Raw genomic sequence first — 4,959 nt, 5'->3', positions numbered from 1 at the left:
GACGATCACGCCCAAGGAGATCGAGGCCGTGATCGCCACCATGGCGCGCATCCCGCCCAAGAGCGTGTCGACCGACGACCGCCAGCAGCTGGAAACGCTGGAGACCGATCTCAAGCGCGTGGTGTTCGGCCAGAATGCCGCGATCGAGAACCTGTCCTCGGCGATCAAACTGAGCCGCGCCGGGCTTCGCGATCCCGACAAGCCGATCGGCAACTATCTGTTCACCGGCCCCACGGGCGTCGGCAAGACCGAGGTTGCGCGCCAGCTGGCGACGATCCTGGGCATTCCGCTCCAGCGGTTCGACATGTCCGAATATATGGAGCGTCATTCGGTCAGCCGTCTGATCGGTGCCCCCCCGGGCTATGTCGGCTATGACCAGGGCGGTCTGCTCACCGATGCGGTCGATCAAAATCCGCATTCGGTGCTGCTGCTCGACGAGATCGAGAAGGCGCATCCCGATCTGTTCAACATCCTGTTGCAGGTGATGGACAACGGCAAGCTGACCGATCACCACGGCAAGACGGTCGATTTCCGCAACACGATCCTGATCATGACGACCAATGCCGGTGCCGCCGACATGGCGCGTGAGACGGTCGGGTTCGGCACCCTCACCCGCGAGGGCGAGGATGAGCAGGCCGTGCAGAAGATGTTCACGCCGGAATTCCGCAACCGCCTGGATGCGATCGTGCCCTTCGGTTACCTGCCGCCGGAAGTCGTGGCGCGGGTGGTGGACAAGTTCATCCTCCAGCTCGAACTCCAGCTGGCGGACCGCAACGTCCATATCAGCCTGGACGAGGCGGCGAAGAGCTGGCTTACCGAAAAGGGCTATGACCGCCTGTACGGTGCACGTCCGATGGGCCGCCTGATCCAAGAGAAGATCAAGCAGCCGCTGGCCGAGGAACTGCTGTTCGGCAAGCTGGTCCATGGCGGCGAGGTGACGGTGAAGATGAAGGACGGCGCGCTGTCCTTCGCGATCGAACCGGCGGCGCCCAAGAAGCCGCGCAAGAAGGGCGGCAAGCCCGCTTCGGTCGACGCCGGCTGATCGGCTGAAACAACAAGCAAACAGACAGGGGCCGGGTAGCGATACCCGGCCCCATTTCTATCCAATTAGCATGAGGACACTAACTAAAGTTAGTTGATTTAACGTTCCCAGTCTTGCCGCCCGAGCGATGAGGTCGTCATACAATTGTCATACCGACGATCGACTCAAGCATAGTTGCCCCTTTCGTAAAAATTAACGCAACATTTACTATATTCTGCTATGCACCCCGCCATGGGGGCGATCAGATACGGAATTGGCGCGCTGATTCTGGCGATGTTCATCGCTCTGCTGCCGCTCGCCCCCGCCAGGGCGGAAAAGCCCGATGCACTTCAAACGTGCATTCGCCCGATCGAACCGGGCGACACGGCGCACGCATTGTTCATGGACCCTCAGGCTTTCGATTGTCGCGGTGATCAATCCCGTTATGGCACGGGTGATTTCTGGGTGTTGTCCGCCCCGCTGCCGATCCTTCCCGGCGACCCGCGCGAGCGATTGGCCATCACCTTCGCCAGCACCTGGCAGGACGCGACGACCCTGCACATCCTCTATGCCGACGGCAGCATCCGGGACGTCGCGTTCACCAGCGGGACCACCGCCCCCTATCTGCTGCTGGGCGCGACCATCGCGGTGCCGCTGCCGCGCGAGGCGACGCGGCCCGTTCGCATCCTGTGGGAAGCGCATGGCGCGGCCAACATGCGCGGTGTCGTTCGCGGTGCGCATCTGGTGCATTATGCCGATGCGCTGGCGGTCGAGTCGTCGCTCAGCCTGGTCTACGGCATCATCATGGGGCTGGTGATCGGCCTGGGCATCTACAACCTCGCGCTCTGGCCCGCGCTGCGCCAACCTTTGCAGCCGGTCTATTGCATGCTGCTGTTCTTCATCACCGGCTATGCGCTCTGCTCGTCGGGGCTGATCGGCCAGTGGCTGCCCTGGCTCGACAATAACGAGCGGCACCGGTGGAATGCGATCATGCTGGGCGGCGTCGCGCTGACCCTGGTCATCTTCGCCCGCCATTTCTTCGAGCGGAAGGTGTTCGACGGTTGGCTGGACCGCTGGGCGATCGTCACCTTCGTCCTGATCGCGATTCCCAATGCCGCCTTCGCGCTGCTCGCGCCACGCTGGATCCGGCCGCTCGACACGGGGGTGGTCGTCGGGTTCCTGGTGCTGCTGGTGTTCCTGGTCGCGGTACTGGTCAGCGCCTGGCGGCGGCGCAGCAACTTCCTCTGGGCCTTCGCCATCGCCTGGGGCACGCCGATCATCCTGGCGATGTTCCGTGTGCTCCACGCGCTGCACCTGATCGAATGGCGTCCCTGGATCGACCAGTCGACGCTGTTGTCGATGGGGGCCGAGGCGCTGATCGCCAGCCTGGGCGTCGCCTATCGCATCTATCTGCTCAGTCGCGAGCGCGACCAGGCCCGCGCGCACGAACGCGCCGCGCGCCGTCTGGCCGATACCGACCCGCTGACCGGGCTGTTCAACCGTCGCGCGCTGCTCGATCAGGCGGTCGGGCGCAGCGGACCGCAAACGCTGATCCTGGCGGATATCGATCACTTCAAGCGGATCAACGACACGCTCGGTCACGACGAAGGGGACGAGGTCCTGCGCGGCTTCGCGCAGGCGCTGATCGACACGCTGCCGCCCGGCACGCTGGCCGCGCGTATCGGCGGCGAGGAATTCGCGCTGGTCGCCGATGCCGATCACGCGCCCGAGCCCGACGCGCTGCTCGAACGGCTGCGCGCGGCGACCTATCCGGCCGGGCTGAAGGTCACCGCCAGCCTGGGGCTATGCACCGGCCCGCTGCGCGACGACGCCGATTGGCGCACCCTGTACCGCGAGGCCGATCAGGCCCTGTTCGCCGCCAAGAAGGGCGGCCGCGACCGCGCCTGCCATGCCCCCGGTCGGGACATCGCCCCTCCCGCCGGCATCCCCCCCTTGTCCGCCACCGCGCCATGGCGTAAAACGGCGATCGGGGGAGCGGCGTGTGGACAAAAGGCAGATCATGGTCGTGGCGGGGGTCTTGGCGCTGGTCGCGCTGGGACAGCGTCATCCCATCGCTGACATCCGCCTGGTCACCCACGACCTGACCGATCGATCGCCCCGGCGGGTACAGGCCGCGGTCGACCTGGGCGTCTTTGGCGTCTCGTTTCTCTACACCTGGACGGTCCGTCGCCTGCGTTAAGCCGGTATTGTCGCACATAACCCATGCGAGGCTGCTTGCGCGTGTCGCGGGGCTGCCCCATAGCGGCGTCATGGATACGCCCATCGAAGAACTGACGTTCGAGGACGCCCTCAAGGAACTGGAGAGGATCGTCGGCCGGCTGGAAAGCGGCGAAGCGACGCTCGACGAATCGATCCGCCTCTATGAGCGCGGCGACCGTCTGCGCCAGCGCTGCGCCGAACGGCTCGACGCCGCCCAGGCCCGGATCGAGGCGATCCGCCTCGACGCCGAGGGCAAGGCTGCGGGCACCCGCCCCTTCCAGGCCGGTTGAGCGTGGCGACCACCGTCATGCCGACTTTACGCGACGCCCTCGACGACGTCGCGCAGGACATCGACCGCCGCTTTGCCGAGCTGCTCGCCGATCCCGGCGATCCGCGCGCCTCGCTCTATGCCGCGATGCGCCACGCCGCGATCGGCGGCGGCAAGCGGCTTCGCCCGCTGCTCGTCTTCGCGACCGCGCGGCTGTTCGATGTCGACCGCGACTGCGCCGGCTGGGTGGCGACCGCGCTGGAGGCGATCCACGTCTATTCGCTGATCCATGACGATCTGCCCGCGATGGACGACGACGATATGCGGCGCGGCAAGCCGACCGTGCACAAGGCGTTCGACGAGGCGACCGCGATCCTGGCGGGCGACTGCCTCCATGCGCTGGCCTTCGAAATCCTGGCCGATCCGTCGACCCACCCCGATCCCTTCGTCCGGTCCGAGCTGATCCTCGACCTGGCGCGCGCTTCCGGCCCCAGCGGCATGGCGGGCGGCCAGATGATGGACCTGGAGGCCGAGCGGCAGGTGTTCGACCTGCCCACCGTCACCCGGCTTCAGCAGATGAAGACCGGTGCGCTGATCTGCGCGGCGGTCGAAGCGGGTGCGATCCTGGGTCGCGTACCGCCCGAGGGCCGCACCCATTTGCGCGGCTATGCGCATGATCTGGGCCTCGCCTTCCAGATCGCCGACGATCTGCTCGATGCCGAGGGTGACGAGGCCACGGCGGGCAAGAAGCTGCGCAAGGACGAGGATGCCGGCAAGGCGACCTTCCTCAGCCTGCTGGGCGTCGAGCGCGCGCGCGAGCAATGCCGGATGCTGGTCGACCAGGCGATCGAACATCTGCGCGACTATGGGCACGAGGCCGATCTGCTCCGCGCCATCGCCGCCTATGTGGTGGAGCGCGACCGGTGACCCGGATCGGCGTCTATCCTGGCACCTTCGATCCCGTGACGCTCGGCCATATGGACATCATCCGGCGCGGCGCGAAGCTGGTCGACCGGCTGGTGATCGGCGTCACGACGAACCCGTCCAAGTCGCCGATGTTCACGCTCGACGAGCGCATGGCGATGGTCCGGCGCGAGGTCGCCGATGTCGCGGGCGAGATCCATGTCGTCGCCTTCGATTCGCTGCTCATGGATTTTGCCGAGCGCGAAGGGGCGAAGGTGATCGTACGCGGCCTGCGCGCCGTCGCCGATTTCGAATATGAATATCAGATGGCGGGCATGAACCAGCAGATCAATCCGCGCGTCGAGACCGTCTTCCTGATGGCCGATGTCGCGCTGCAGCCGATCGCCAGCCGCCTGGTCAAGGAAATCGCGATGTATGGCGGCAACATCGCCAAGTTCGTGACGTCCGCCGTATGTGAGGATGTGGTCGCGCGCGTCGAGAAGATCGGCCGCAAGGGGTCCTAAACCTATTCCTCCCCTGTAAGGGG

6 protein-coding genes are annotated in these 4,959 nt (G+C 65.9%); all 6 read left to right on the top strand.

Going from position 1 to position 4,959, the window contains the following annotated elements:
- Window positions 1–1,042: AAA family ATPase (locus ACQKJZ_RS17970; RefSeq protein WP_427732899.1), on the top strand; the 1,042-nt coding region annotated here is incomplete at its 5' end.
- Window positions 1,043–1,315: 273 nt separating this feature from the next.
- Window positions 1,316–3,100 (top strand): diguanylate cyclase domain-containing protein, encoded by a 1,785-nt coding sequence (locus ACQKJZ_RS17965; RefSeq protein ID WP_427732898.1) that lies wholly within the window; start codon window positions 1,316–1,318, stop codon window positions 3,098–3,100.
- Window positions 3,042–3,221: a hypothetical protein gene (locus ACQKJZ_RS17960; protein WP_312488695.1), complete on the top strand. Its 180-nt coding sequence runs from the start codon at window positions 3,042–3,044 to the stop codon at window positions 3,219–3,221. Before ACQKJZ_RS17965 ends, ACQKJZ_RS17960 begins: the two co-directional genes overlap by 59 nt.
- Window positions 3,222–3,291: 70 nt before the next feature.
- Entirely contained in the window at window positions 3,292–3,531 is a 240-nt protein-coding gene (locus ACQKJZ_RS17955) for an exodeoxyribonuclease VII small subunit (protein WP_007406073.1), read from the top strand.
- Between the two features lie 17 nt (window positions 3,532–3,548).
- On the top strand, window positions 3,549–4,436 hold the full coding sequence (locus tag ACQKJZ_RS17950) for a polyprenyl synthetase family protein (RefSeq protein ID WP_427732900.1): 888 nt from the start codon (window positions 3,549–3,551) through the stop codon (window positions 4,434–4,436).
- Window positions 4,433–4,936: a pantetheine-phosphate adenylyltransferase gene (coaD, locus tag ACQKJZ_RS17945; protein ID WP_427732895.1), complete on the top strand. Its 504-nt coding sequence runs from the start codon at window positions 4,433–4,435 to the stop codon at window positions 4,934–4,936. The genes ACQKJZ_RS17950 and coaD overlap by 4 nt, the downstream gene beginning before the upstream one ends.
- Window positions 4,937–4,959: the final 23 nt, after the last annotated feature.

The organism is Sphingomonas sp. NPDC019816 (assembly GCF_050274375.1).
Classification (GTDB): domain Bacteria; phylum Pseudomonadota; class Alphaproteobacteria; order Sphingomonadales; family Sphingomonadaceae; genus Sphingomonas.
Note: the sequence above shows the minus strand (reverse complement) of the source record. Positions and strands in the feature narration are given on the sequence as shown.